The sequence below is a fragment of the Streptomyces sp. NPDC044002 genome, from assembly GCF_056434525.1.
The window spans coordinates 19571-45258 of sequence record NZ_JBWKEZ010000010.1 but is presented as its reverse complement, the minus strand read 5'-3'; the positions used below and the strand labels follow the sequence as shown (position 1 = coordinate 45258).

24 protein-coding genes and 2 riboswitches are annotated in these 25688 nt (G+C 71.9%); of the genes, 11 read left to right on the top strand and 13 right to left on the bottom strand.

Translation table 11 applies throughout. From position 1 onward, the window contains the following. The first annotated feature begins 144 nt into the window (after positions 1-144). Together AC07A6_RS10400 and AC07A6_RS10395 are read left to right on the top strand one after the other, a co-directional pair. Entirely contained in the window at positions 145-1083 is a 939-nt protein-coding gene (locus AC07A6_RS10400; protein WP_478776898.1) for an LLM class flavin-dependent oxidoreductase, read from the top strand. A 46-nt stretch (positions 1084-1129) separates the two neighbouring features. After that, positions 1130-2785 (top strand): allantoin permease, encoded by a 1656-nt coding sequence (locus tag AC07A6_RS10395; protein WP_478776819.1) that lies wholly within the window; start codon positions 1130-1132, stop codon positions 2783-2785. Positions 2786-2804: 19 nt separating this feature from the next. Here the strand turns inward: AC07A6_RS10395 and AC07A6_RS10390 are convergent, their stop codons facing one another. Continuing rightward, positions 2805-2954 carry a hypothetical protein gene (locus AC07A6_RS10390; protein ID WP_386273716.1) on the bottom strand — a complete coding sequence of 50 codons (150 nt, stop codon included), beginning with the start codon at positions 2952-2954 and terminating at the stop codon, positions 2805-2807. On the opposite strand from AC07A6_RS10390, the gene AC07A6_RS10385 reads away from it, so the two are divergent. The 3 genes from AC07A6_RS10385 to AC07A6_RS10375 all read left to right on the top strand — a co-directional run bounded on the left by AC07A6_RS10385 (position 2953) and on the right by AC07A6_RS10375 (position 7049). Next, positions 2953-5070: a calcium-binding protein gene (locus tag AC07A6_RS10385; RefSeq protein ID WP_478776818.1), complete on the top strand. Its 2118-nt coding sequence runs from the start codon at positions 2953-2955 to the stop codon at positions 5068-5070. The two genes, AC07A6_RS10390 and AC07A6_RS10385, sit on opposite strands and share 2 nt — an antisense overlap. Before the next feature lie 153 nt (positions 5071-5223). After that, a complete protein-coding gene (locus tag AC07A6_RS10380) occupies positions 5224-5562 on the top strand; it encodes an effector-associated constant component EACC1 (protein WP_386273713.1) in 339 nt (112 codons plus the stop codon). Then, positions 5559-7049 (top strand): caspase family protein, encoded by a 1491-nt coding sequence (locus AC07A6_RS10375; protein ID WP_478776817.1) that lies wholly within the window; start codon positions 5559-5561, stop codon positions 7047-7049. The genes AC07A6_RS10380 and AC07A6_RS10375 overlap by 4 nt, the downstream gene beginning before the upstream one ends. Here AC07A6_RS10375 and AC07A6_RS10370 read toward each other — a convergent pair. After that, positions 7046-8401, bottom strand: a complete 1356-nt coding sequence (locus AC07A6_RS10370) for an NAD(P)/FAD-dependent oxidoreductase (RefSeq protein ID WP_478776816.1) — start codon at positions 8399-8401, stop codon at positions 7046-7048. The two genes, AC07A6_RS10375 and AC07A6_RS10370, sit on opposite strands and share 4 nt — an antisense overlap. A 304-nt stretch (positions 8402-8705) precedes the next feature. Between AC07A6_RS10370 and AC07A6_RS10365 the strand changes: the two genes are divergently transcribed. Further along, entirely contained in the window at positions 8706-8921 is a 216-nt protein-coding gene (locus tag AC07A6_RS10365) for a DUF6243 family protein (RefSeq protein WP_478776815.1), read from the top strand. A gap of 78 nt (positions 8922-8999) precedes the next feature. On the opposite strand, the gene AC07A6_RS10360 is transcribed toward AC07A6_RS10365, so the two are convergent. Continuing rightward, positions 9000-9743, bottom strand: coding sequence for a methyltransferase domain-containing protein (locus tag AC07A6_RS10360; RefSeq protein ID WP_478776814.1), 744 nt, complete (start codon positions 9741-9743; stop codon positions 9000-9002). 417 nt (positions 9744-10160) lie between these two features. Here AC07A6_RS10360 and AC07A6_RS10355 point away from each other — a divergent pair, with 417 nt between their 5' ends. Further along, complete coding sequence (locus AC07A6_RS10355; RefSeq protein ID WP_362465535.1) at positions 10161-10817, top strand: class I SAM-dependent methyltransferase; 657 nt, start codon at positions 10161-10163, stop codon at positions 10815-10817. Positions 10818-10930: 113 nt separating this feature from the next. Next, positions 10931-11548: a hypothetical protein gene (locus AC07A6_RS10350; RefSeq protein WP_478776813.1), complete on the top strand. Its 618-nt coding sequence runs from the start codon at positions 10931-10933 to the stop codon at positions 11546-11548. 84 nt (positions 11549-11632) lie between these two features. On the opposite strand, the gene AC07A6_RS10345 is transcribed toward AC07A6_RS10350, so the two are convergent. Beyond that, a complete protein-coding gene (locus tag AC07A6_RS10345; RefSeq protein WP_362465530.1) occupies positions 11633-12082 on the bottom strand; it encodes a spore-associated protein in 450 nt (149 codons plus the stop codon). A gap of 204 nt (positions 12083-12286) precedes the next feature. On the opposite strand from AC07A6_RS10345, the gene AC07A6_RS10340 reads away from it, so the two are divergent. Both AC07A6_RS10340 and AC07A6_RS10335 read left to right on the top strand, forming a co-directional pair. Then, positions 12287-12478, top strand: coding sequence for a hypothetical protein (locus AC07A6_RS10340; RefSeq protein WP_478776812.1), 192 nt, complete (start codon positions 12287-12289; stop codon positions 12476-12478). 381 nt (positions 12479-12859) lie between these two features. Further along, positions 12860-13444, top strand: coding sequence for a hypothetical protein (locus AC07A6_RS10335; protein WP_478776811.1), 585 nt, complete (start codon positions 12860-12862; stop codon positions 13442-13444). 198 nt (positions 13445-13642) lie between these two features. Here AC07A6_RS10335 and AC07A6_RS10330 read toward each other — a convergent pair whose 3' ends face one another. The 8 genes from AC07A6_RS10330 to AC07A6_RS10295 all read right to left on the bottom strand — a co-directional run bounded on the left by AC07A6_RS10330 (position 13643) and on the right by AC07A6_RS10295 (position 22631). Next, complete coding sequence (locus AC07A6_RS10330) at positions 13643-15085, bottom strand: methyltransferase domain-containing protein (protein WP_478776810.1); 1443 nt, start codon at positions 15083-15085, stop codon at positions 13643-13645. 170 nt (positions 15086-15255) lie between these two features. Further along, entirely contained in the window at positions 15256-16047 is a 792-nt protein-coding gene (locus AC07A6_RS10325; protein ID WP_478776809.1) for a TIGR03943 family putative permease subunit, read from the bottom strand. Continuing rightward, complete coding sequence (locus AC07A6_RS10320) at positions 16044-17051, bottom strand: permease (protein ID WP_478776808.1); 1008 nt, start codon at positions 17049-17051, stop codon at positions 16044-16046. The genes AC07A6_RS10325 and AC07A6_RS10320 overlap by 4 nt, the downstream gene beginning before the upstream one ends. Positions 17052-17205: 154 nt before the next feature. Next, positions 17206-17982, bottom strand: a complete 777-nt coding sequence (locus AC07A6_RS10315; RefSeq protein ID WP_478776807.1) for an enoyl-CoA hydratase — start codon at positions 17980-17982, stop codon at positions 17206-17208. After that, positions 17979-18893: a 3-hydroxyisobutyrate dehydrogenase gene (gene mmsB, locus AC07A6_RS10310; RefSeq protein ID WP_478776806.1), complete on the bottom strand. Its 915-nt coding sequence runs from the start codon at positions 18891-18893 to the stop codon at positions 17979-17981. Before mmsB ends, AC07A6_RS10315 begins: the two co-directional genes overlap by 4 nt. After that, the gene (locus AC07A6_RS10305; protein ID WP_478776805.1) at positions 18890-19984 is read right to left on the bottom strand and encodes an enoyl-CoA hydratase/isomerase family protein; all 1095 of its coding nucleotides are present in this window, start codon (positions 19982-19984) and stop codon (positions 18890-18892) included. The genes mmsB and AC07A6_RS10305 overlap by 4 nt, the downstream gene beginning before the upstream one ends. Continuing rightward, positions 19981-21135: an acyl-CoA dehydrogenase family protein gene (locus tag AC07A6_RS10300; RefSeq protein WP_478776804.1), complete on the bottom strand. Its 1155-nt coding sequence runs from the start codon at positions 21133-21135 to the stop codon at positions 19981-19983. Before AC07A6_RS10300 ends, AC07A6_RS10305 begins: the two co-directional genes overlap by 4 nt. Beyond that, positions 21132-22631 (bottom strand): CoA-acylating methylmalonate-semialdehyde dehydrogenase, encoded by a 1500-nt coding sequence (locus AC07A6_RS10295; protein WP_478776803.1) that lies wholly within the window; start codon positions 22629-22631, stop codon positions 21132-21134. The genes AC07A6_RS10300 and AC07A6_RS10295 overlap by 4 nt, the downstream gene beginning before the upstream one ends. Before the next feature lie 193 nt (positions 22632-22824). Next, positions 22825-22995, bottom strand: a riboswitch (cobalamin riboswitch). Positions 22996-23387: 392 nt separating this feature from the next. Between AC07A6_RS10295 and AC07A6_RS10290 the strand changes: the two genes are divergently transcribed. Further along, positions 23388-23876, top strand: coding sequence for a DUF4430 domain-containing protein (locus tag AC07A6_RS10290; protein ID WP_478776802.1), 489 nt, complete (start codon positions 23388-23390; stop codon positions 23874-23876). Here AC07A6_RS10290 and AC07A6_RS10285 read toward each other — a convergent pair whose 3' ends face one another. Further along, positions 23877-25289 (bottom strand): prenyltransferase/squalene oxidase repeat-containing protein, encoded by a 1413-nt coding sequence (locus tag AC07A6_RS10285; protein ID WP_478776801.1) that lies wholly within the window; start codon positions 25287-25289, stop codon positions 23877-23879. It abuts the gene before it with no gap. 98 nt (positions 25290-25387) lie between these two features. Next, a riboswitch (cobalamin riboswitch) is annotated at positions 25388-25526 on the bottom strand. Positions 25527-25688: the final 162 nt, after the last annotated feature.

The window sequence follows — 25688 nt, the reverse complement described above, 5'->3', positions numbered from 1 at the left end:
CCCTCCCCCCCCCCCCCCCTCCCCCCCCTCCCCCCCCCCCCCCCCCCGCCCCCCCCCCCCCCCCCCCCCCCCCCCCCCCCCCCCCCGGGCCGCTGGGTGACCACCGCCGTCGTACTGGTGCTGGTCTCCCAGGCCGCACACGGGCTGATCACCAACCCCTTCTACCAATGGGACCGGTTCGCCTACTGGTTCCTCTCCCACATCGCCGCGCTGACCAGCCGGATCCGGCTGTTCACCGCCGTGACCACGCTGAGCCTGCTCGATCCGGTACGGGCGTACGAGGACTACGCGACGCTCGACCACCTCTGCGACGGCCGGCTGGAGCTGATGATCGGCAAGGGCAACGGCACGGCGCAGCGGGACCTCTTCGACGTCACCCCCGAGGACCAGTGGGAGCGCAACACCGAGGGCTACGAGCTGTTCCGGCGGATCTGGCGCGAGGACAAGGTGACCGCCGAACCCCGCTTCCGCCCCGCCCTGACCGGGGCGGAGGTGCTCCCGAGGCCGTACCAGCGGGCCGTCCGGATCTGGCACGGCAGCGCCACGAGCCGGGAGTCCGTCGATCTCGCCGCGCGCCACGGGGACCCGCTCTTCTCCGCGAACGTCACCCACCCCATCGGCCCCTACGCCGAGCTGGTCCGGCACTACCGGGAGCGCTGGGAGCACAACGGGCACGATCCCGCGCACGCGGTCGTCGGCGCGGGCACGGCCGGCTTCCACACGGCCCCCACCTCGCAGCAGGCCGCACTGGCGTACCGGCCGGCCTTCGCCCGGTACCTCGACGCGCACGCGCGGCAGGGCCTGGAGCCGGTGTTCCCGACGCTGGAGGACTTCGTCGAGCGCAGCTCGGCGCTGATCGGCAGCCCCCAGCAGGTGATAGAGAAGGTCCACCGCTACCACGCGGAGTTCGGCCACACCGTGCTGCACCTCCAGGCCGAGCCGGGCGGGCTCACCGGGTCCGAGCACCGCGCGTCCCTGGAGCTCTTCCGACCCCGCCTTCCCGTCGGCGTGACCGCCCCCGCCTGCGGCAACATGGTGTTCACCACAGCGTGCACGTGGGGTAACAACCCGTTCCTAGCGTGACCGGTCGAGGGACGGACCTGCACCCAGCCCCACCGGGAGGCGTCGCATGAGCACCACCGAGTCACCACGGGCCACCGCCGGCACGACGGAGGGCGTCGCTGCCGGCGGCCAGGCGGTCGAGGAGACGCTGGAGGACTACACCCTCCGGTTCGCTCCGCGCAGCTACCGCCGCTGGACCCCCATGGTCGTGGCCACCACGGCACTCGGCGGGATCGCCTACATGGCCGACTTCTCCATCGGCGCCGGCATCGGCCTGGCCCACGGCACCGGCAACGCCCTGCTGGCCATCGCCGTCGCCGCGGTCGTCATCTTCGTCACCGGCTTCCCCCTCGCCTACTACGGCGCGCGCTACAACATCGACCTCGACCTCATCACCCGCGGCTCCGGCTTCGGCTACTACGGCTCGGTCCTCACCGGCGTCATCTTCGCCAGCTTCACCTTCATCTTCTTCGCCCTCGAAGGCGCGATCATGGCCCAGGGCCTCAGACTCGGCCTCGGACTGCCACTCTGGCTGGGCTACGCCGTCTCCACCCTCATGGTGATCCCGCTGGTCGTCTACGGCATGAAGGCGCTCAGCACGCTCCAGGTGTGGACGACCCCGCTCTGGCTGCTGCTCATGGTCGGTCCGCTGGTGTACCTGATCGCCGAGGACCCCGGCACGGTCGGCCGCTTCCTCGCCTACACCGGCACGGACGGGGACGGTGCCGTCAGCACCGCTTCCGTCATGCTCGGTGCGGGGGTGTGCCTGTCCTTGATCGCGCAGATCGGCGAGCAGATCGACTACCTGCGCTTCATGCCGCCCAAGACGGAGGCGAACAAGCGCGCGTGGTGGACCGCGGTGGTGATGGCCGGCCCGGGATGGGTCGTGCTCGGCGCGCTCAAGCAGGCCATCGGCGTCTTCCTGGCCGTCCGCGTCATCGCCGAGGTCGGACCGGCCGCCGCGCCCGAGCCCATCCGGCAGTTCCGCGGCGCGTTCGAGGCGATGATGCCGTCCTGGACGGTCATCCCGCTGGCCGTGGTCCTCGTCGTGATCAGCCAGATCAAGATCAACGTGACGAACGCGTACTCCGGATCGCTGGCCTGGACGAACGCCTTCACCCGCGTCACCGGGCGCTACCCGGGCCGCATGGTCTTCGTCCTGGTCAACCTGGCGTTCGCCCTCGCGCTGATGGAGGCCGACATGTTCAGCTTCCTGGGCGGCGTCCTGGGCTTCTACTCGAACTGCGCGATCGCCTGGGTGGTCACCGTGGCCACCGACATCGGCATCAACAAGTACGTGCTGAAACTGTCCCCGCTCCGGCCGGAGTTCCGCCGGGGCATGCTCCACCCGGTGAACCCCGTGGGCGTCGTCGCCTTCGTCGCCTCCTCCGGCCTGTCGATCGCCCTGTACTTCGGCCTCTTCGGCGACAGCCTCCAGCCGTACTCGCCCGTGGCGGCGGCCGTCATCGCCTTCGCCCTCACCCCGCTGATGGCCGTGGTCACCCGGGGCCGCTACTACCTGCGCCGCGCCGACGACGGCCTCGCCGAGCCGATCCTGGACCCCGACGGCAACCCGAGCGCGGCCGTCCTCGACTGCCACGTCTGCCAACAGCCGTACGAGCGCCCGGACCTCACGGCCTGCCTCGCCCACGACGCGGCCGTCTGCTCGCTGTGCCTGAGCACCGACAGGACCGGCGAGCACGTCCTGCCGGCCACCGCGTAGCCGCGGCGGGCGGGGCGGCTCACCCGATGGGGTGGATCGCGGTGCTCCAGTGAGCCCAGCGCGGCCCGCCGTACGTGCCGGGCCGCGGCGGCCCCAACAGGCTGTGGCCTGTCCAGTGGGAGCCGCCGGCCCGCTGCATGGCGGCGGTGAGCAGACGAAGGGTCTCCATGTCCACGTCACTGTCCACGTCGCCGTCCGCAAACTCCGGTCCCGTCGACCCGTCCGCGCACGCGGCCGCGTCCACATCCGCCCCGGCCCCGGCCCCGGCCTCCGGCCGCAGGAGAATCCCGCCGCGCCGGGGCGCGGCCGCGGCCGTCGCCGCCGGACTGGCGCTCGTCCTGGCCCTGCCCTCGCCCGCGCTCGGCGCACCGGGCGACCCCGATCCGGCCTTCGACGGCGACGGCAGGGTCGCCACCGACTTCGGCGGCGGCGGCTACGACGAGAGCCGCGGCATGGTGATCCAGGCGGACGGCAAGATCGTCACCGTCGGCCTGACCGTCCCCGCGGCGGGCGGCTACTCCGACTTCGCGCTGGCCCGCTACAACCCCGACGGCAGCCTCGACCCGACCTTCAACGGTGACGGCGACACCGACGGCAGGATCACGGCCGACCTGCGCGGCGGCGACGACACGGCCGACGCGGTGGCGGTGCAGCCGGACGGGAAGCTCGTCGTCGCCGGCTACAGCGCGGACCCCGACGGCGGCGGGGCGTTCACCGTCGCCCGCTTCAACCCGGACGGCAGCCTCGACAGCAGCTTCGACGGCAGCGGTTTCACGACCACCGACTTCGGCACCGGTGGCCCGCAGGAGGCCCACGCGGTCGTGGTCCAGCCCGGCGGCGCCATCGTGGCGGCGGGCGGGAGCGGCACCGACGTCGCCCTGGCCCGGTACAACGCCGTCAACGGCAGCCTCGACACCACCTTCGGCGACGGCGGCAAGGTGACCACCGGCTTCGCCGGAGGATCCGCGACCGCGTTCGACGTGACGCTCCAGTCCGACGACAAGATCGTGATCGCGGGCCGCTCGGGATACAACTACCCCTCCAACGAATCCGACTTCGCGCTCGCCCGCTACCACCCGAACGGCAGCCTGGACACCACCTTCGGCGACGCCGGCCGGGTCACCACCCCCTTCGCCGGTGCCGACGTGGCCAACGGGGTCGAGGTCCAGCCCGACGGGAAGATCGTCACTGCGGGGAACAGCGGCTTCGACTTCGCCCTCGCCCGCTACAACCCGGCCGACGGCAGGCTCGACAGCAGCTTCGACGGCGACGGCAAGGTCACCACCGACTTCGGAACCAACACCCTGGACGGGGCCGCCGACCTGGCCCTCCAGCCCGACGGCAAGATCGTCGCAGCGGGCATCAGCCTGGCCGACTTCGGCGTGGCCCGCTACCACGCCGACGGGTCCCTGGACAGCGGCTTCGGCACGGGCGGGAAGGTCCACACCGACGTCTCCTCCGGCTACTTCGACACCGCCAACGCGGTGGCCCTGCAGTCCGACGGGAAGATCGTCGTCTCCGGCAACACGGGCGACGACCGGGGCCTCGTCCGCTACCAGGTCACCACCCCGCCGCCCCCGCCCGGAGTGGACCTGGCCGTCACCAAGACCGGCCCGGTCTCCGTCAGCATCGGCGACCAGGCCGCGTACACCGTGACGGTGACCAATACGAGCACCACCACCACGGCCACCGGAGTCACCCTGGCCGACACCCTCACCGGCCCCGCGGCCCTCCTGTCCGCCACCCCCGCCCAGGGCACCTGCACCCTCTCCGCCGCCACCGCCAACTGCGCGCTCGGCACCCTCGCCCCCGGTGCGCAGACCACGGTCAGGTTCGTCGCCGAACCCCGCGCGACCGGCACCCTCTCGGACCGGGCCACCGCGTCCGCCGCCCAGACGGACCCGGCGACCGCCAACAACACGGCGACGGCCGCCACCACCGTCAACAACGCCCGGGGCTGCACGATCATCGGCACCAGCGGCACCGACACCCTCAACGGCGGCTACGGCAACGACGTCATCTGCGCCCTGAGCGGCAACGACACCGTCCGGGCGAGCTACGGCAACGACACGGTCCACGCCGGCCCCGGCAACGACAACGTCGACGGCGGCTTCGGCAACGACACCCTCCTCGGCGGTCCCGGCAACGACACCCTGACCGGCTACTACGGAGAAGACCGCCTCGACACGGTCGACGGGGTCCCGGGCAACGACAGCGCCAACGGCGGCTTCAACACCGACACCTGCACCACCGACCCGGGCGACACCCGCATCAGCTGCCCCTGAGCACCGCCCGGGAACTCCGCACGGGGGCGCCGCTCTCCGGGGTCGTACCCGGAGTGGGGAACGGCGGACGAAACCGGGGCGGCGGCCGCCACGCCTCACTAGGATGCGGGCCTGCGAGTTGCGAATCCCCGGGGGTGCTCCATGATCGTGCGGGTGGGCTTGATCGGCGACGAGGCGGGCGACGAGCTGCGCCGGCTGGAACAGTGGCTGCGGCAGGACCGGGAACTCGGGCGGGTCACCATCACCGCCCAGGCCGCGCCGGCCGGGGAAGGGGACATGGGCCCGGTGGCGGAGGCCCTGCACCTGCTGGTGGAACCACGGGTGGTGCTGACGGCCGTGGCGGCCTCCCTGGGCACCTGGGCCGGCGTCCGGCGGCGGGCGGTGCGGATCCGCGTGCGCAGCGGGGACAAGGAGGTGGAGATCGACGCCTCCCGGCTCCAGGACCCCGACGAGGTCGCCATCCGCATCGTCCGCGTGCTGGACGGTCGGTGAGCAGCGCCTCCCTCCCGTCCTACGGCTCGTCCCGCGCCGTACTGATCGGCACCGCGACGTACGCGTCGCGGGACCTCAAGGCGATCCCCCACTCGAAGCACAACGTCCGGGGCCTCGCGGACGTGCTCACCGACCGGGCGCTGGGCGGTTTCACGGCGCGGGACGTGCGGCTGGTCGACGATCCCGGCAAGGCGCAGGACATCATGGGGCCCGTGGCGGCGGCCGCCGAGCAGGCGGAGGACGTCCTGCTCGTCTACTACAGCGGCCACGGGCTGCTGACGGGCGCCGGCGACCTCCACCTCAGCCTCACGGAGAGCGAGCCCGGTCTGGACTGGACCAGCCTGGCGTTCTCCTACCTGGCGGGCGTCGTCAAGGAGTCCGACGCGACCGTCAGGATCGTGATCCTGGACGCCTGCTACAGCGGCCGGGCGCACGCCGACCTCATGTCCGCCGGGCCCCGGCTGGTGAAGGGCCAATTGTCCGTCTACGACGGCATCTACTCCCTCACCTCGGCTCCGGAGAACCGGACTTCCAAGGCTCCCCCGGGGGCCAGGTACAGCGCCTTCACCGGGTTCCTGCTGGAGACCGTACGGGAGGGGGTCCCGGGCGCCGGGCCGCTGGTGAGCCTGAGCGAGGTCTACCAGGTGGTCCGCCGCCGCATGCGTGCCGAGGGCCTCGCCCTGCCGGAGGAGTGCGGCAAGACGGGCGCGGGAGCCTTCCCCTTCGTACGCAACCGGCTGCCTCCCCCGCCGGCGCCCGAGCCGCTCCCCGCAGCCGTGCCCGCTCCCCGGGTCACCACCTCCGAGGGGCTCTCCTTCTCCACCGTCAAGGGCGCCGGGTACCGGATCGGAGACGTCGAGACACACCTGAGGGAGGTCATCAACACCGTGCGCGACCCCGACCGGTGGTCGCGGGCGGCGCCGCCGTACTTCCGCACCGTGTCGGGCCGCAGCGAGCACGGGCTCAAGGCCGAGGAGGTGGACGCCCACATCGCGCTGCACCGCTACCGGCCCACCACGTTCGTCGACGCCCTGCGCCTGGTGCTGATGCTGGAGCGCTTCACCCTCGTACGGGACACCGGACGTGCGGGGTGGCTGAAGGCCCTGACGAGGAACCGGTACGGCATGGCCGACGGGGAGAGGCTGGTCGGCCGTTCGGCCGGCGCCAAGGCCCCTTCCCTCGGGTTCACCGACACGCACCTGTGCGTGCTGGGCCACCAGGGGCTCCTGCGTGTCCCGTACTCCCAGCTCGGACGGCTCGGCGTGAACTCCTCGTCCCGTACGGAGCGCGTGGTGACCGTCACCGATCTCGGGGGGACCAGCGAGGACGTGGTCGTCGTGACCGTCCGCCTCGTCTTCGGGGACCGCCGGCTGGAGATCAGCGAGGGCGGCGAGCGCGTCTTCGAGTCCGCGCTGCGCCGCTTCCGCACGGCGATGGCGGACGTCCGCCGCCGCCACCCCGAATGGTTCGAGGACCTCGGCCCCTAGGTCCTCCGGGTGGTCGCCCGGGGGCCTCCTCCTCGGCGGGGGCCGATGAGGACGCGGCCCAGCAGGCGTGGGTCGGCCAGCGTCAGAGGTCCCGCGGTCATGTGGAAGAGGCCGGAGAAGGCGGTGTAGAGCTGCGGGTCATGGGGGACGGTGTCGATCAGGCGGTTCATGAACCAGTTGCCGGCCCCGACGGGCCAGGCGGACCGCCGTTGCTCCCAGGCCCGATCGGGGATGGTCGCCATCAGCCACGGGAAGGCGGTGACGCGGGCCAGCCGCTTCTGGAAGGCCGCACCGTCCAGGGGAGTGCGGGCGCGCCCGTTGCCGAGCATCTGCTCCAGGAGACGGGCTTCGAGTGCGGCGACGGTCATGCCCTGGCCGTAGGCGGGGTTGAAGGTGCACACCGAGTCCCCCAGGGCGATCAGTCCGTCGGGCCAGCGGGCAACACGGTGGTAGGCGATCTTCCGGTTGACCGTCCGGGCGTAGCGGCGCACGCCGGAGGTGGGGGTGAGGGAGGCGATGGTGTCGGCGACGGGGCCGCGCAGGGATTTCGCGAAGGCGAGGAAGTCGTCTTCGCGGGGCAGTTGGGTTCCCCCGGCTCCGTGCAGGGTGACGTGGATCGTGTTGTCCTCGATCTGGATGGCGTAGCAGCCCTTGTGGAAGTCGGGGGCCCGCAGGGGTTGCAGGACGCCCATCCACGGGAGCGGGGCCTGCCCTTCCGGGTAGGCGTAGGTGCGTGAGGCGTAGCCGACCTGGGCATCGACGGTCGTCGTACGGGGACTGGGCAGCCCGAGCGCGGCCAGCCATTGCGGCAGGTGGGAGGAGCGGCCCGAGGCGTCCACCACGAGGTCCGCGGAGATCTCGTCCTCGGCGTCACCTTCCTTGACGCGCACCCCGGTGACCTTGCCGGAGGTGGTGGTGCGCAGGCCGGTGACGGTCAGCCCGTCCCGCAGGGTGACGGGCTCCAGCGCCGTCACCCGTTGGCGCAGGACGTGCTCCAGGAGCGGACGGGAGAAGGTCTGGATCGGCATGCCCATCGGGGTGGGCGGCGGGGTGCCGTTGGGAAGCACGGCGCACAGCCCCTCGCCCCAGTCCCACACCGGCGCCCCGGCCCGTTCCAGCTCGGCCCGCAGTCCGGGGAAGTAGCCTTCGAACACTTCCGCGCCGAGGGCCAGGAGGCCGTGGACATGATGCCCTTGCGGCACTCCGGGCCTGGGGGCGGACGCGCTCGGAAGCGTGTCGCGTTCGATGACCGTGACGGCCTCGAAGCGGTCGGCCAGGACCCGGGCAGCGGCAAGACCCGCCGTGCCCGCCCCGATCACCACCGCGTGCCGGACGTCCGTGTCCCTGGGCATGCCGCTCCCTTCACCTGCGGGCCGAACCCCGCTGTTCCCAGGGCCTTCCCTGCCCCGTGCGGCCAACGGATATACCGATCTCCGTAAGTGATCGAATACGTTCCGTAGCCGAACCGGAATTGCCTCAAGTTGCGCGAATCCCCTCGCCCGTGGGGGTGGGGGCCGGGCGGCGAAGGGGTTGGTCCGCGGGGCCGGCGGGACCAGGTACCGTCTTTGTCATGTTCTTACAGAGACCGATGTCCGAGTGAGAGCGTCCCCCACCGACGAATCCGCAGACCACTTCACAGCACCACCGGGAGAACCCGTGCCCGACAGCAAGAACATCAACAACCCCGTGGGCCAGGGCGGCGGCCAGCGCAAGAAGCTGTCCCGCGCCGAACGGCAGAACAACGGTCCGCACCGCAACCTCGACCGCCAGGGTGCCGCCGACCGCAAGGCGGAGCTGGTGCGCAAGATGCGCGAGAAGGCACGCGCGGCCGAGAGCGCCAAGCAGGCGGGCGACGACACCGCGCAGAGCTGACGCACCGCGCGGGGCGGGGCGATGTCCCCGTCATCCGGCCCGCCACCGCCGGGCATCCGCGGCCGGGCGATCCGTGCGTCACGGCTCCTTTCCGAAGACGAGGACCTCGGTGGCCGCGAAGCCCATGGGCGCCGGGAAGCCGGCCTCCAGACGGCACCCGAGGGTCGCGAAGAGGTCCACGCACACCTGGCGGGGCATGGCGGCCGGATACGAGTCGTGTCCCGCCCCGCCCCGGGTCGCCCAGGCGCGCATCGTGGCCGGGTCCAGGCAGGTCTCCGTCATGACGTCGAAGACGATCCGGCCGCCGGGTCGCGTGACGCGTGCCATCTCGAAGAAGTAGCGGGAGGCACTGAGGAAGGTCACGGTGTTGAAGACCTTGTGGGCCTGGACGAGATCGACGCTCCCGTCGGGCGTGGGGGCGAGGCTGCATCCGGCGGTCGGCTGCGCCACCACCTGGAACGTGTCCACCAGGTACTCGGCCCAGGGGGCCGCCGTCTCGTAGATCTCGTACTGGCCCGGGGAGCACTCCTGCAAGGTCTTCTCCAGGTAGCGGCCGGACCCCGGGCCGATCTCCAGCACCGTCCGGGGATTCGCGGCGAACACTCCGAGGGTGCGCAGTCGGTCGACGGTCGACTGCGTCGCTCCGGGCGTGCCGTTCACGACCTCGTCGAGGTAGTCGCCGACCGACAGGCCGGCCGACCGTGCGGCCCGCATGGTCGCCTCGAACGGGAGGAAGTCGTCCACACCACCGCGGTTGTTGATGCTGCGCACGATGTCGAACCCGGTGCGCCCCAGGAGCCGCTTGAGACCCGCCTTCAGCACTGCCGTTCCCTTCTCTTCTCTGCTGTGTTCATTCGGCATGACCTCCCAGGACTCGTGCGCGAGGACATGGCGCGGTGGAGTGCTGCCGGGGAGTGACGGGGCGCAGGGCTGTACGCGGTGCAGGAGGGCCGCGTGGACATTCGGCCGCGGCGGCGTGACGGCCGGCCGGGCAGGACCGCTTGCGCGGCGGCAAGGGCGAGAACGACCGACCATACGACAGCGGCACCTGCGGGAGGACGCTGAACCGAGTGATGACGGTCAAACGCACGGAACTTCGGCATGGCCCGGCCATCATGACCGGTCCCGGTCCTGTCCCGAGGCTGAATTCGGTACTCCGCAATACCCCGCCTCCGGTCCGGGCGGATGGCGTGCTCGTCATCCGCCGGCGTTGTCAGTGGCGGCTGAAAGAATCCCGGAATGACAAGCCCTGCTGCTGCCATTGCCGCCTACTGGAACGCTGCCGCCCCGGACTTCGACGACGAGCCCGACCACGGCCTGCGGGCCGCGAACACCCGCGCCGCGTGGGCGGGACTCCTGACCGCCTGGCTCCCGCCGCACCCCTCGGACGTGCTGGACATCGGCTGCGGCACGGGATCCCTCTCCGAGCTGATCGCCGAGGCGGGGCACCGCGTGACCGGGGTGGACCTGGCGCCGCGCATGGCCGAGCAGGCCCGGGCCAAGCTGTCGGCCGCCGGCCTTGAGGGCCGGTTCCTGGTCGGCGACGCCGCCATGCCGCCGACCGGGGAGGAGAGGTTCGATGTCGTGCTCTCGCGTCACCTCGTCTGGACCCTGCCCGACCCCCACGCCGCCCTGCGCGAGTGGGCCGGCCGCATCCGCCCCGGCGGCCTCCTCGTCCTCGTCGAGGGCCGATGGCGGGAGGCCGGACAGAGCGACGTGCCGTACGTCGCCGGCGCCGAAACGCTGCCGTGGCACCTGGGAGTCACCGCCGCCGACCTGGCGGAGGTGGTGCGCCCGCTCGTCAGGGACCTGCGCATCGAACCCCTCAGCGCCAACGCCGACCTGTGGGGCGGGCCGGTGACCGACGAACGCTACGCCCTCGTCGCGCGGGTCTGACCGCGCCCGTTCTGCCGTCGCCGGGGCCGCACCGTGAGCGCCGGCGAACGGCAGGCGGTTGCGGCCCTTCGAGCGTGGGTACCTCACCGGGATCCGGTGAAGGGGGAGCAGTCGTGAGTGACCGTCGGACAGAGCTGGTCGTGTCCCCGGACAGGAGCCGGTTCGGCCGGGTGGCCTGGGCGATCGTACCGGCTGCCATCCTGCCGGGCATCAGTTTGACGCTCATGCTCGCCGGCGGGGAAGGCACCAGTGAGGGACTCGGGCCGGCGGCCGTACCGGCGGCCGTCGTCCTCGTCGCGCTCCCCTTCCTGTGGTACGTGACCTACGCCGTCCTGCACACGGTGAACTCGTACGTGGCGCTCGTGGACGACGCCGTCCTGGTGCGCAACTGGGCGCGCCGGGTGACCGCCATCGAAGGCCCCGGCTTCCTCGTCCGGACCCCCATCGACTCCAACGGCACCTCCGGCGAGGTGCTCATCGTGGGTGATGACCGTGCCGCCGTCATGCTCAACCCCCGGCAGTGGCGGGAAGCCGAACTCGACCGCGTGTGGCGCAGTGCGGCTCTTCAGCAGCAGCCCGGGGGGCTGCCGACTCCACGAGAACTGCGCAGGCGTTACCCGACGATCCGGATACCTCTCCACATCCGATACCCCGGCACCGTCTACACCTTCTGGACCCTGCTCGTCGTTCTCTACATCGGGATAGTGATCAACGTCTTCGCCCGCATCTGAGTTCCCGTGCGGTCGTCGGGCCGTGCGTTCCGCACCCGACGACCGCACGACCGCACGGAACGCCGCGGTCAGGAGGAGTTCGGGTCAGCGGACCTCGGTGACCCGGTGCTCCTTGCGCGCGCCGCAGTTGGAGTTGTACACCTGCACGTGCACGTTGCTGATGCCCCCGCCCCAGTCGACGCAGTGGCCCTTGCCGTACACGTAGGCCGGGCCCGCGTACGACGTGTACCGGCCGAAGTCCTCGCCCCGCTCCCAGGTCTCGGGAACCTCGATCCAGAGGGCCATGTCCACGGCCGCACCCGGGTTGTTGCGGATGGTCGCGACGCAGTTCTTGCCGTTCGAGGCGTTGTACGTCAGGTAGACGGTGCCCAGCGAGCCGATGGCGGCCGAGTTCACGGTCTTGTAGGCGCTCCCGCAGACCTTCTGCGGTGTGGTGTTGGGCGCGGCGGAGGCGGGCGCCGCCAGCGCGGTCGTGGCCCCCAGGGCCATGGCGGCGAACGCGGTGGTGGTGAGGACGGGACGGGTGAACCTCATGTTTCCCCCTGCTGGTCATTGGAGTTGGTCGCTCCTGCATGGTGTGACATGCAGGACGGCGGAACGGTTGCGCATCGTTCGCAAAAGATGCGGCCTCGCGCCGCTGGGCACGGGGGGGCGGGCGCGTCGTCAACGTCTCCTCCTCGTCGGCCGCACCGCCTGAAGGGACACGCCGGCGGCAGGACGAGCGCCGATACTCTGCCGATGGACTCCACCTACCGCAGTACCCGGGGCAGGGAGCACATCCGCCGCTGGTGCACCGACCGGCTGGACGCGTGGCCGGTACCGCACGAGCGGACGGAGACGACCGCCAACGGCGCCCGGACCCACATGGTCTGCTGCGGGCCATGCTCGCGCCCGGCCATCTGCCCCGCCCCGAACTGGTGGAGTGGATGACCCTCGTCGCCCGCCACTCCCGTTCCAGCGGTGCGCCCGGCGCGGCCGAACTGCCCGCACGGATGGTTCCCCGGCTGGTCGCCACGGGGGCCCACGACACCTTCCTGCCGCCGCGACGGCTCCGGCCGGCCGTGCACGCGACCCTCGGCCCGAACTCCACGTCGTTCCCGGCGCCGGACACCTCGTGGTCGAAGAACACCCCACCCGCGTGGCCGCCCTCGTGCGAGACTCCACCGGCTGACGGGGACGCCGCCCGCACGGCGGCTTCGGAGCGGTGGTGGAGCGCACCCGTCAGGATGCCGTCGGTGCGGCGTCAGCTGTGCGTCAGGGGTGCGTCAGGGGTCTCGGCCGGGGGGTCCGGCCGGTCCTACTGTCGATCGCATGGGACGACGTATCACTCAGCCCTCGACCGGCACTGGAGCGCCCGCACAGGACGCGCAGTGGGCCGGGGAACGGCGGTCGGCGGCCGGCGTGGCCGTCCTGTTCTTCACCGCCCTCTTAGGGCTGGACGCGGGTGCCGGCCGGCTCGACGTGACCCGCGGCATCCTGTGGACGGGCCTGGCCGTCCTCGTCTTCGTGATCCTGCTGCCCCTGCGGGTCTCGACCCGGCCGGGTCTGCTCGGCGCCCGCGGGCTGTTCGTGGAGCACACCGTCCGCACCGACTCGCTCGTCTCGGTCCGCTGGTCGGACGGGGTGTCCCAGCGGATGATCCTCCGGGACACGGAGGGGAACAGGGTCGAGATCGACCCGAGGGTCCTCGTGCGCAACCCCGCCATGTGGCGCCACCTCGACGCCGACGCCCAGACCTCCATCCGGCGCGGCACCCTGCTGTGCGGGGCCACCGCCATGCGCCGGCTGGCGAAGCGCATCGACGGCGAGACCGCCCGTACCGTCTTCAAGGTGTCCGGTCTGGACGGGGCTCCGCCCCGATGCGGAAGCGAAGGCGGAGGCGGAGGCGGCAGATGACGGCATCGGTGTCGCGGCGCACCGCGTGGGCGACGACGGAGCCGCGCTGGTTCTGCGGCGTCCGCTGCCACATCTCCGGGATGAGGACGGGCTTCCGCCGCGATCTCCCGGGCGGTCAGCGGGCCGCGGTCCCGCTGTGCACACACCTCCAGGCGGGTCCGCCCCACGGTGCCGGCCCGGTCGTGGGGCCCGGACGTGTCAGGGCCGTCGGGCCGTGAGGAGGACGGCGCCGTCGTCGACGGCCTGGTGGCCGGCACCGTAGTGGGCCAGCAGGTCCTGCTCCAGGGACGCCCGCATCGCCGGGTTGTCCGGGTGGTGGGCGTGCCAGAAGTCGGCGAGGATCCGGGCCGTCTGGGCGGCCTGCCGGTCGGGGGCACCGGGGTCGGGGACGAGGGCCGCGTCCGCGCGCCGGTACGAGATGTCGGTCAGTCCTGCTTCGACGCACTGCCGGGCCGCGAGGTGGAGCAGGTGGCCCTGGTGGTCGACCTGTTCCCCGGCCGGGACCACGCAGTGCCGGTTGAGGAGTTCGACCATGTGGTTGTCGGGAGTGCCCTGGACGAGTACGACCCGTGCGTGCGGGTCGTCCCGGTCGAGGACGCGGAGCATCTCGCGGACCGCCGCCTCCGGGTCGTCGGTGTAGTGGAGCACCCAGCTCGCGGTCACCGCGTCGAAGGCCCCGTCGGGGAACGGGAGGCGTTCGCCGCGGCCCGGGTGCACGGTGACGCCGTGCTCGGGCAGGTGCTGGATCGCGGCTTCGCGGTCCCGGTTGGGCTCGACGGTGGTGCAGGAACCGTGGCGGGCGGCGATGGCCCGTACACCGGCGCCGGTGCCGCCGCCGACGTCGAGGATGCGGCGGCAGCCGGTGAGGGCGTCGACGACCGAGTCGACGTCGTGGCGCCGGAAGTGGGGTTCGAACGCGGCCCACGCGGCGGTGCTCAGGGCGTGCGGGCCCCGGTAACGGGCGGGGTGCGGGTAGGGGCCGAGGAGCGCGTGGGCGGGCGGGGCCACCCGGCCGGTGCGCCGGGCGTGCAGGAACAGGTGCTCCTCGGGTCCGGCGATGCTGCTGTCGGGCTGGAACGTGGCGGTGTGGCGGTGCAGCACGGTCAGCCCGAGCTCCTCCAGGCGGGCGGCGAATTCCCCGGCGGGCAGGCTGCTGACGTTCATGCGGCGGCCCATCCACGTGAGGGTGGTCTCGTCCAGGTCGCCGGGGACGGTCGCGAACAGCAGGTATCCGCCGGGGGCGACCCAGGACGCGATGCGCTCCAGCGATGTCACCACGTCCCGCTGCGGCATGAGCAGCAGCGGGAAGAACGCGCAGACGGCGTCGAAGGGCTCCGCCGGCTCGAACGTACGCACGTCGGCGAGCCGGAAATCGCCGCCGGGCACCCGGGAGCGGGCCAGCTCGACCATGGTGGCGGAGACGTCGATGCCGGTCACCCGGAACCCCGAGTCGGCGAGCGTCCCGGCGACCGGCCGCCCGGTGCCGGAGCCGACGTCCAGCACGCTCGCCCCGGCCGGCAGCCGCTCCATGAGCCACCTCAGCGCCTCGCGCTGACCGGGCAGCCCCGCGAAGGCCCGCTCGTACTCGCCGCCCAGCTCGTCGAAGACTTCCGCCGCCGACGCCGCGATGCGATCTTCCACCGTGTGCTCCTATGCGGTACCCCAGTCGTGATGAACCAGCAGATACCACCAACCGTCGTCACGTCCCGGGCGGCACACCGCGCCGCCCGGCTTTGGTCCGACCGGCTGGATGTGCCGGTGGTTCGTGCCGGGGTGCTCCGTGCGGCGGCGGAGCCGAGGATATGAAGGGCTCAGCCGTCCGTGGGCGGCGCGTCGTGGTAGGGGTTGCGCGGCTGGGCGACGGCTTTCAGGACACCGGCCTCCATGGTCGGGACGGGGTTCTCGACGGGGACGGGCTCGGCGGTGACGACGCCCGTGACCTCGGCCCAGGTGTCGTTGGCGGGTGCCTTCACTCCGTGCACCTCGACGCGGAGGGTGCGCGCGTCGGCCGCGCAGCAGCTGAGCTTCAGGCGGTTGAGGTACCAGGTGTCCGGGCTCTTGCCGGGGGATACGAACCCCAGTAGCCGGACCTCGCGGCCGCCCAGGGTCTTCGGCGCGTGTACGGCGCGTCCGATGAACTCCTCCAGGGCCATGGGGGTGACCTGCGCGTCCGCCAGATCCTCGTAGCCGGTCTGCTCGACGCTGGACGCGGCCCCTTCCCGCGAGGCGGTGTACGAGCCGAGGGCCGGCGGGGCGACGAACATCAGCGTGAGGGCGGGTGCGGCAAGGAGCCAGGCCACCTGCTTGGCACCTCCGTGCCCGTGCCCGTGTCCGTGGGCATCGCTCCCTTCCGTGCCGTCGTCCGCCGTCTCCCGCCAGCGGCTCGCCAGCTCGACCGCCAGTCCCGCGAAGCCCAGGACGGTCAGCAAGACCCCGCACGCGACGAGGTACGGCCACATCCCTTCCTTCACGTACCGGAGGTACACCTCGTTGGGCACCGTGATGTGGAGCAGGCCCGCGCCGGCCAGCACCAGCAGCAGGGGCGAACCGAGTCCGCTCAGCAGGGGCTCTTGTTCCGCTTCGGCGGGTGGTCGTGCGGTCACAGGAGGACACCTCCGACGAGTGCGCAGCACAGGATCGCCACGACGAACGTGGCGGCGCAGAACCGCACCGCGAACGCCCTCCCGAAGGCCCCCGACTGCAGGGCGATCAGTTTCATGTCGACCATCGGGCCCACCACCATGAAGGCGAGGCGGGCGGTGGGCGAGAAGCCGGTGAACGAGGCCGCCACGAACGCGTCCGCCTCCGAGCACACCGAGAGCAGGACGGCTAGCACCGCCGCCACGAGGACACCCAGCCACGGAGACCCGGAGAAGGCTTCCAGGACGGACGGCGGCACGAGGACGTTGAAGGTGGCGGCGGCCATGGCGCCGATCACCAGGAAGCCGCCCGCCTGCAGGAAGTCGTGCTGCAGGCCGCGCCGGAAGGCCTCCAGCCCGCTCGCGCCGGGTGCGTGCCGCGCGTGCCTCACCGGCAGCCGCAGCCACTCCTCACGCCCCCACCGGATCCACAGCCAGCCCATGACGACCGAGGTGACGAGCGAGGCGCCGAACCGTGCCGCCGCCATCTCCGGTTTCCCGGGGAACGCGATCACCGTCGAGACGAGCACCACCGGGTTCACGGCGGGTGCGGCGAGCAGGAACGTCAGGGCCGCCGCGGGAGCCACGCCCCGGCGCATCAGACTGCCCGCGACGGGCACCGAGGCGCACTCGCACCCCGGCAGCACCACTCCGGCGGCCCCGGCCACCGGCACGGCGAGGACCGGGTTGCGGGGCAGGATCTTGGAGAAGGCCCGGGCGGGGACGAAGGCGCCGATGGCCGCCGAGACGACGGTGCCCAGGAGCAGGAACGGCACGCCCTGTACGACGATGGCCACCAGGAGGGTGCGCCATGCTCCCAGCGCCGCGAGCCCGGACAGCCGCTCCGCCCACGGTCCGGCGAGCACCGCGACCACCACGGCCCCTACCAGGGCCGAGCCGACCGCCCCCGTCCCCGCCCGGCGCCGTCGCCCCGAGCCGTCAGCCACGCTGCACCCCTTGCTCTTCATCCGTCGGGGCGCGGCGGAACACGCCCGGCCCGACCGGAGGTATCGCGGCGCGAGCGGGCACACACTAGCCGACGACAATCATATTCATCTACCGCTCGGCAGCCTGAGCGGAGGGACCCGGCAGGACGATCACCGTTGAGGGTGCCGGTCGTAATCAGCCGTGCGTGAAGTGCGGCGGGCGCTTGTCCACGAAGGCGGACATGCCCTCCTTCTGGTCGGCTGTGGCGAACACCGCGTGGAACAGGCGGCGTTCGAAGCGGATGCCCTCGGTGAGGGTGGTCTCGAAGGCCCGGTTCACGGCTTCCTTGGCCATCATCGCCACCGGCTTGGACATGCCGGCGACGGTCGTGGCCACGGCGAGGGCCTCGGCGAGCAGCTCGTCGGCGGGAACGATGCGGGAGACCAGGCCGGCGCGCTCGGCCTCGATGGCGTCCATGGTGCGGCCGGTCAGGCAGAGCTCCATGGCCTTGGCCTTGCCGACGGCCCGGGTGAGCCGCTGGGATCCGCCGATTCCCGGGATCACCCCGAGCTTGATCTCGGGCTGCCCGAACTTCGCCGTGTCCGCGGCGAGCAGGATGTCGCACATCATGGCGAGCTCGCAGCCGCCGCCCAGGGCGTAGCCGGAGACCGCCGCGAGGGTGGGGGTGCGGACCTGACCAAGACGGTCCCAGGCGGTGAACCAGTCCGAGAGGTACATGTCCATGTAGCTCTGCGGGCGCATCTCCTTGATGTCGGCGCCGGCCGCGAACGCCTTCGCGGAGCCGGTGAGGACGATGCAACCGACCTCGGGGTCCCGGTCGAGTTGCTCCGCGGCGGCCACGACCTCCGTCATGACCTGGAGGTCGAGGGCGTTGAGTGCCTCGGGCCGGTTGAGGGTGAGGACTGCGACACGGCCCTTGCGTTCGAGCAGGATGGTCTCGTAGGCGGTCATGCGGGAGTTCCGTTCTGGTTCGTTCCGCCGGGGCGGAGGGTGCGGACGATCGCCGAGAAGTCCAGGCCCGCGCCCTCGCCTCCGGCGAACGCGGCGTACAGTTCCGCGGCCTTGAGGCCCAGCGGCGCGTCCACCCCGCCGGCCCGCAGGGCGTTCGCGGCGAGGCCCAGGTCCTTGGCCATCAGCGGGGCGGCGAAACCCGGCCGGTAGTCGCGGTTGGCGGGGCTCGTCGGGACGGGCCCGGGGACAGGGCAGTTGACGGTGAGGGCCCAGCACTGGCCGGAGGCGGTGGAAGCGACGTCGTAGAGGGCCTGGTGGTCCAGGCCGAGGCTCTCGGCGAGGACGAAGGCCTCGCTGACGCCGATCATGGAGACGGCGAGGATCATGTTGTTGCAGATCTTCGCGGCCTGCCCGGCGCCCGCCGCGCCGCAGTGCACGGCCTTCTTGCCCATGGCGTCGAGGAGCGGCTCGGCGGCGGCGAACTCCGCCTCCCCTCCGCCCACCATGAAGGTGAGCGTGGCGGCTTCCGCGCCCACCACTCCCCCGGACACCGGGGCGTCGAGCGCCCGGTGTCCGGCCGCGACGACGGCCTCGTGCGCGGCGCGGGCGTCGGACACGTCGATGGTGGAGCAGTCGACGAACAGTGTCCCGGGGCGGGCGGCGGCCAGCAGCTCCTGGTCACGGTAGAGGGCGAGGACGTGGCGGCCGGCCGGGAGCATGGTGATCACCACGTCGGCCGTGGCGGCGGCCTCGGCGGCGGAACCGGCGGGCTCGACTCCGGCCGTGCCGGCGGCGGCCGTCAGCTCGGGGACGAGGTCGAAGCCCAGGACCCGGTGTCCGGCCCTGACCAGGTTGGCCGCCATGGGTCCGCCCATGTGTCCGAGCCCGATGAATGCGACGGTGCTGCTCACCAGACGACCTCCTGCGACGAAGCGGTCGCGACGAGCCGCAGCTCGTGCGCGTCGGGCGGGGAGAAGTACCGGTCCACGTCCGCCGGGGTGACGTCCTCCAGCGCGGCAGGGGACCAGCGGGGGTTCCGGTCCTTGTCGATGACCTGGGCCCGGATGCCCTCGACCAGGTCGGGCGAGGACAGTGCCGCGCAGGAGACGCGGTACTCCTGCTCCAGTACGCGCTCCAGCGGGCCGAGCCGCCGTGCCCGGCGGAGCGCGGCCAGGGTGACCTTCACGGCGGTCGGGGACTTGGCGGCCAGGGTGTCCGCCGCGGCCTTCGCGGCAGGAACGCCCGAGGCCAGCAGCCGTGCCACGATCTCCTCCGCGGTGTCGGCGGCGTAGCAGCGGTCGATCCACTCCCGGGCGGCGGCGAGGCTCCCTGCCGGGGGCTCCTGCACGTGCCGCTCCAGTACGGCGCGGACGGAGTCCGCTCCCAGCTCCCGGGCCAGTGCCGGCAGCGCGGCCGAGGGCACGAAGTGGTCGGCGAGTCCGCACAGGAGCGCGTCGGCCGCTCCGACGGGGGCTCCTGTGAGGGCGAGGTGGGTGCCGAGTTCTCCGGGGGCGAGGGCGAGGAGGTAGGTGCCGCCGACGTCGGGGACGAAGCCGATGCCGGTCTCGGGCATGGCGACCTTGGAGCGTTCGGTGACGATGCGGACGCTGCCGTGGGCGGAGACGCCGACCCCGCCGCCCATGACGATGCCGTCCATGAGGGCGACGTACGGTTTGGGGTAGCAGGCGATCAGGGCGTTGAGCCGGTACTCGTCGCGCCAGAAGTCCGCCGAGGCGGTTCCGCCGGTGCGGGCGTCCTCGTGGATCGCACGGATGTCTCCCCCGGCGCACAGGCCCCGGTCTCCGGCGCCCTCGATGACGACCAGGTCGACCGCGGGGTCGTCCGCCCAGGCCGTGAGCGCCTCCTCGATGCGGAGCACCATGGGGTGGCTGAGGGCGTTGAGGGCCTTCGGCCGGTTGAGGGTGACGTACCCGGCGCGGCCTTCGGCGCGCACGAGGACGTCCTCGTCGTCGTGGTGGTCCACGGGCTTGTCGTTGGTCATCGCAGTGTCTCCGTGAGTCCGCGCGCGACGATGACGCGCATGACCTCGTTGGTGCCTTCCAGGATCTGGTGGACCCGCAGGTCGCGGACGATCTTCTCGATGCCGTATTCACTGAGGTAGCCGTAGCCGCCGTGCAGCTGGAGGGCCGCGTCAGCCACCGCGTACCCGGTATCGGTGGCGAAACGCTTGGCCATCGCGCACAGGCGCGGGGCCAGTGGGTCGCCGCTGTCCAGGGCTTCGGCGGCCTGCCGGACCAGGGCCCGGGCGGCGGCGAGCTCGGTGGCCATGTCGGCCAGGCGGAACTGGAGCGCCTGCGCGTCCAGAAGACGGCTGCCGAACGCCTCCCTGTCGGCCAGGTAGGACAGGCTCCGGTCGAGGGCGCTCTGCGCGCCGCCGAGCGAGCAGGCGGCGATGCCCAGGCGGCCGCCGTTCAGGCCGTTCATGGCGATGCGGAAACCGTCGCCTTCCGCGCCGAGCCGCCGACCGGCGGGGATCCGGACGCCGTCGAGGACCACCTGGCGGGTCGGCTGGGCGTTCCAGCCCATCTTGCGTTCGTTGGGGCCGAAGGAGACTCCGGGGTCGTCGCGCTCGACGACGAAGGCCGAAATCCCGCCGGGGCCGGGCTCGCCCGTCCGTGCCATGACCACGTAGAGGTCCGAGGCGCCGGCGCCGGAGATGAACTGCTTGACGCCGGTCAGTACGTAGTGGTCGCCACGCCGCTCGGCGCGGGTGCGCAACGCGGCGGCGTCGGAACCGGCACCCGGTTCGGTCAGGCAGTAGCTGCCCAGGGTCGCCGCGGAGCAGAGACCGGGCAGCCGGCGGGCGCGCTGGACGTCGTCGCCGTACCGGTCGATCATCCAGGCGACCATGTTGTGGATGGAGAGGTAGCCGGCGATCGACGGGCAGCCCGTCGCCAGGGTCTCGAAGACGAGCACTCCGTCGCTGCGGCTGAGGCCGGAGCCGCCGTGTTCCTCGCGTACGTACACGCCGGCGAGGCCGAGGGAGGCGGCGCGCCGGATGACGTCGACGGGGAAGTGCTTGTCCTGGTCCCAGGCGACGGCGTGCGGGGCGAGCTGTTCCCGGGCGAAGTCGAGGGTGACCTCGGCGAGGGCGAGCTGGTCCTCGGTGAGGGTGGTGGTCACGGCGTTCACCCCATCGTCGGGATGGTGAAGCTCGCGCCCTCCTTGACCCCGGAGGGCCAGCGCGAGGTGACGGTCTTGGTACGGGTGTAGAAGCGGATCGAGTCGGGCCCGTGCTGGTTCAGGTCGCCGAATCCGGACTTCTTCCAGCCGCCGAAGGTGTGGTAGGCGACGGGCACCGGGATGGGTACGTTGACGCCGACCATGCCGGTGTTGACGCGGCGGGTGAACTCGCGGGCGGTGTCCCCGTCCCGGGTGAAGATCGCCACGCCGTTCCCGAAGGGGTGCTCACTGGGCAGGCGCAGCGCCTCCTCGAAGTCGGCGGCCCGTACGACGCACAGGACGGGGCCGAAGATCTCCTCGCGGTAGACGCGCATCTGCGGGGAGACGCGGTCGAAGAGCGTCGCTCCCGCGAAGAAGCCGTTCTCGTGGCCGTCCAGGGTGAACCCGCGTCCGTCCACGACGAGTTCGGCGCCCTCGCCGACGCCGATGTCCACGTAGCGGCGCACGCGGTCGAGGGCGTCGCGGCTCACCAGGGGACCGAAGTCCGCGTCGGGGTCGTCGGACCGGCCGATCCGCAGGGTGCCGATGCGGTCCTTGAGGGCGGCGACCAGCCGGTCGGCGGTCTCCTCCCCGACGGGCACGGCGACGGAGACGGCCATGCAGCGCTCGCCCGCAGAACCGTAGCCGGCCCCGATCAGGGCGTCGACGGCCTGGTCCAGGTCGGCGTCGGGCATCACGATCATGTGGTTCTTCGCGCCGCCGAAGCACTGGGCGCGCTTGCCGTGCGCGGCGGCCGTGGCGTAGATGTGCGCGGCGATCGGCGTGGAGCCGACGAAGCCCAGGGCCTGTACGCGCGGGTCTTCGAGGAGGGTGTCGACCGCTTCCTTGCCGCCGTTGACCACGTTGAGGACGCCCGGCGGCAGACCGGCTTCGAGGAACAGCTCCGCCAGTCGCAGGGGCACGGACGGATCGCGTTCGGACGGCTTGAGGATGAACGCGTTGCCGCAGGCCAGGGCGGGTGCGGCCTGCCACAGCGGGATCATGGCGGGGAAGTTGAAGGGGGTGATTCCGGCGACGACCCCGAGGGGGCTGCGCAGGGAGTGCACGTCGATGCCGGTGCCGGCGTTGTCGGTGAACTCCCCCTTGAGGAGGTGGGGGACGCCGGCGGCGAATTCCACGACTTCCAGACCGCGTTGCAGGTCCCCGTGAGCATCGGCGACGGTCTTGCCGTGCTCGGCGGACAGCAGCCGCGCGAGGCTGTCCCGCTCGCCCTCGACGAGCTGGAGGAACCGCAGCAGGACGCGGGCCCGGCGCTGCGGGTTCCACTTCCCCCATTCCGCCTGTGCGTCTTCGGCGTTGGCGATCGCCTCTTCGGTGTCGGCGCGCCCGGCCAGCGGTACGCGGGCCTGGACGGAGCCGGTGTTGGGGTCGTACACGTCGGCGAAGAGCCCGGAGGTGCCGGTGGTGTGCTTTCCGCCGATGAAATGGGTGAGTTCACGGACCATGGATGCCTGCTCTCGTCAGGTTGGATCCGGGGATGGCACGGCAGGCCGACGGACCGCACTCGGGTGGGGGTGCGCCGCTGCGGACTGCCGTGAGAACTACGAGCGCGCCGAATCGGTGTGTGCGCGCTCCGCCGGATCACCAGGGTCGTGGGTACAAACCGGTGCCATGCGTGTCTGCTCCATCCTCGTGGACAACACGGAACAATCCGCGGCCGGTATCCTGACTCCCGGATCCCCGCGTGCCGCCCGCCTTCCCGACAGACCTCGTCAGTGGCGTGTGGATGGCAGCACACTCCCCGGTCACAGTGGCGGGACCGTGCCGGACTCACACCGGCTTCCCTGCACCGCGGACCTTGTGCCACGAACATATAGTTGGACGTCCTAGTAAGTCCAGGGCCGACGCACGGACGGGCCATCTCACAGAACCCGCTTCCAGCCCACGCCCACCAGGTCGTACGATGCGTTCTGCTCCGGCCCGCGCGGCGGGAGCTCACAACCGAATGCATGCACAACTGGGGGAAGCCGGTGGGAATCCGGCGCTGACCTGCAACCGTGTGCGGGGCCCGGAGGGCACCGCGAGTCGGAGTACCCGGGGTGCGATGCGTACTGCTTCCCACTGTCATGGTCTGCAGCGCGAAGCCCCCACCCCGGGTCGGCGACCCCTGCCCGTTTCCTCACGGAGACGGGCAGGGGGACGGGCACGTGCGGCGGAGGGACCTCGGCTCAGACCCTCGTCCCTCTCAGGAAGAAGGCGTCATGCGCCAGTTCCCCGCCCGCCGCTCCGTGATCACCGCGGTCGCCCTCGGGCTCGCTCTCGCCGGCGCTCCGGCCGTGGCCGAGGCCGCCCCCCAGCCGAACACGAACGCGGCCGTCAAGGTCGGCCTGACCGTTCAGGGCCCCGACGGGCTGCTGTTCAAGGGCAAGATCAAGACCAAGGGCCACGACGTCACGACGGCCACGGGCGGCACCCACAAGTGCGACGGCACCAACGGCGGCGCCAACCCGTCCAAGGTCCCCACCCCGACCGCAGCGCTCGACGACGCGGCCCGCCTGAACTACTTCGCGTGGGACGGTACTTGGTACACGTCCTTCGACGACTTCTCCGTCGACACCATAAAGGACGTCAGCGGCGGCGGCTCCGCCTACTGGAGCATCGCCGTCAACGGCACCCCCACGCCGGTGGGCGGCTGCCAGTTCAAGCTCAATGCCGGCGATCAGGTGTCCTTCACCTGGACGTCCTTCTAGTCAGGAACCCCACCGCAGGGCGATGGTGTCGCCCAGGTTGACGACCTTGTCGCGGACGGCGCCGGCGAACGAGGACCCGTCCACGCTCACCTTCCACGTGCCGGAGCCGCTGTTGGCCTTGCCGTTGACGTCGGTGACGGTGCCGGTGCCGGACGAGGGCGTGACGCCGGTGACGCAACCGGACGGAGCGGCGGCGGTCACCGCCGCGTCGAGGACGTCGCCGAGCGTGGTGGTCGTACCGGTCGGCGTGAACGCCACCGAGCAGACCTTGAGGCTGCCGGCCCCGTCGTCGACCGTCAGCGCGAGCTTCGTCGCCGTACCGGCCGTGAAGGCGGACTGGGACACCCACTGCGGGGCGCCGGGGGTGACCGGGACGGGCGGGGCCGTGGTGAAGCCTCCGCCGGCCACGGCACGCAGCGCGTCGATGGAGGAGTAGGCCGAGGGCGCGGTGTCGGAGGGCTTGTACTTGAAGCCGCCCGCCGGGTTGTACTGATTGGCGATCAGAAAATCGATCGGGGTCTTGCCGCTGCCGGTGAGGAAAGCACCCGTCTGCGGGTTGAACCCGCAGGCGTTCAGTCCGGCGACGCCCCAGCCGTTGGAGCTGGTGTTGACCCCGTAGAGGGAGTTGAACGCGCCGCTACCGGAGACGAGCCTGCTCTTGAGGAAGTTCTTCGCCTGGACGACGTCGGCGTCGGTGTTCGGGACACCGGACACGCACAGGGCGGCCATGGCCGCACCGGTCATGTCGACGTCGCTCGCGGAGTTCAGGACGGTCGGGTTGCCCTCGGCCTTGTTGAAGGTCCAGCCGCCGTCCACGTGCTGGTTGGCACGGATGCGGGTGACCATCGAGTCGGTCAGCGCCTGCGGTACCCGGGCACCTCCGGCCTGGGTCTTGGCTCCGCCCAGCGAAAGGGCCGCGAAGACGGTGCCGTTGAAGTTCCCGGACGGGCCGAAGTAACCGGCCTCGGCCGTCTGCCAGTACGAGTAGATGTCGGCTATCAGATTGCGGGAGGCCGAGACGCGCGCCGGGTCGATACCGGCGGCGTAGGCGTTGAGCGTGCCGCGCTCGTAGTCGGTGACCACCGGGGAGGCCTGCGGCCAGCCCGCCGTCGACAGCAGGTTGCGGTAGACGGTGCGCGCGTTCTTCGTGGTGTCGCCGCCGGGGTAGACGTCGGCGACGGCCGTGCCGGCTGCCGCGAACGCACCGAACGCCCACTCGTTGGACAGGCCACTGCCCGCGTACGAACCATCGGCAGCCTGAAGGGACTTGAGATAGCTCACACCGTTCGTCCTGGACGTGGCGATCTGCGCGGGCGAGGAGGTCGCGGAGGCGGGCAGCGTGGTCAGGACGAGCGCGCCGAGCGCGGCGGGCGCCACGAACACGAGGCGGCGCGGGGTACGGATACGGGACATGGCCTGCTCCTGGAAATGAGGGACGCCGACCCGACCGCAGCTCTCGCAGGCGGGCAGCCCGGAGCTCGGTGGCGGCCGTCCGAACGCGTGGTACGGCTTGAGATGTGCCTCGCCAGATGGGCATTCGGGCTCGGTGACGGCCCCCTGCCGTCCCACACCGCTGCGCGTCAGCCCCGGATTCGCACCGGGTTCCCCCATGTGGCAGCCCAGGACGCTACCCGAGTGATCAAGGGTCTGCCAGCCGATGCGCGGTGGATCCGTCAGAGGGTTCTCGTGCCTTGCCGCGTGAGACGCAGACCACCTTGACGGTGTGTCAATCCGCGTGGTCCACTCCGACCGATAAGCACTCAGCTCCAGGGGAAGCCGGTCGAAATCCGGCGCTGACCCGCAACCGTAGGC